Below are 1,147 nucleotides of genomic sequence, written 5' to 3' on the forward strand. Positions count from 1 at the left end.
GGCGCACCGGGTCCAGGCGCGCGGGCGGCGCGGTGGCCGCCGCGCGACCTGCCGATGGCCGTGCCGGCCCGCCCCGCGGCGGCAGGGGCCCGCTGGGGCCGCCGATGTCGCGCAGGCGGGCCATCAGGTCGCCGGAGGGCTCGAGGTCCGGCAGCGCGCGCAGGCGGGCGCGCACCAGGCGCTCGGCCTCCACGGCCTCGGCGCACTCGCAGCACGCCCGGAGGTGCTCGTCGGCGCGCAGGGCCGCGTCGGGGGCGAGCCGCCCGTCGACGAGCGGGGTGACCCGCGCGCCGAGGTGCGGTCCGCTCACGAGCTCTCCTCGCCGAGGGCCAGGCGGGACGCCGGGGCCGGGGCCGCCGGGGGGCGCGGTGCGCGGTGCGCCAGCGCCGTGCGCAGCTGGGCGCGGCCGCGGTGGATGCGCGAGCGCACCGTGCCGAGCTTCACGCCGAGGGTCGCCGCGATCTCCTCGTAGGACAGCCCCTCGATGTCGCACAGCACCACGACGGCGCGGAAGTCCGGCGGCAGGGAGTCCAGGGCCGCCTGGACGTCGTCGTCGAGGTTGCGGTGCTCGTAGGCGCGCTCGGGCCCGACGTCGGTGCTGGGCAGCTTCTCGCCGGCGTCCTCGGCGAGCGCGTCGAAGCGGATGCGCTGCTTGCGCCGCACCTGGTCCAGGAAGAGGTTCGTGGTGATGCGGTGCAGCCAGCCCTCGAAGGTGCCCGGCTGGTAGCTGGACAGCGAGCGGAAGACGCGCACGAAGACCTCCTGGGTGAGGTCCTCGGCGTCGTGCCGGTTGCCGGTGAGGCGGTAGGCCAGCCGGTACACCCGCCCGGAGTGGTCGCGCACGACCTCCTCCCACGTCGGCGGCACCCACGCGGAGACGGCCGGTGCGTGCGCCAGGGGGGCCCGGCCCGCGGCGCGCTCGCCGGGCGGGACCTGGTCGCCGGGCAGGGCCCGGGGGCCGCCTGGGTCGTCAGGCACGGTGCTCCTCCTGGTGCGGGCGGGGAAGGGGACCGTGAACGGCACCGCCACTGCTCCCATCGTCTCCCACTCCCCTCCCCGGGGCCACTCCCCGGCCCCACGTCGCACCCGATCTCCACCGGACGGGCTCACGGGGTCCAACGGCAGGTGGACCCGCGCGGTTCCCGCA

General features: G+C 77.9%; 2 protein-coding genes. Both read right to left on the reverse strand.

Translation table 11 applies throughout. From position 1 onward, the window contains the following. Positions 1–310: anti-sigma factor family protein (locus GTR00_RS21390; RefSeq protein WP_205706368.1), on the reverse strand; the 310-nt coding region annotated here is incomplete at its 3' end. Next, on the reverse strand, positions 307–1,038 hold the full coding sequence (gene sigE / locus GTR00_RS21395) for an RNA polymerase sigma factor SigE (protein WP_166613516.1): 732 nt from the start codon (positions 1,036–1,038) through the stop codon (positions 307–309). The genes sigE and GTR00_RS21390, both read right to left, overlap by 4 nt. Positions 1,039–1,147 lie beyond the last annotated feature (109 nt).

The sequence above is a fragment of the Kineococcus indalonis genome (assembly GCF_009906395.1).
Lineage (GTDB): Bacteria > Actinomycetota > Actinomycetes > Actinomycetales > Kineococcaceae > Kineococcus > Kineococcus indalonis.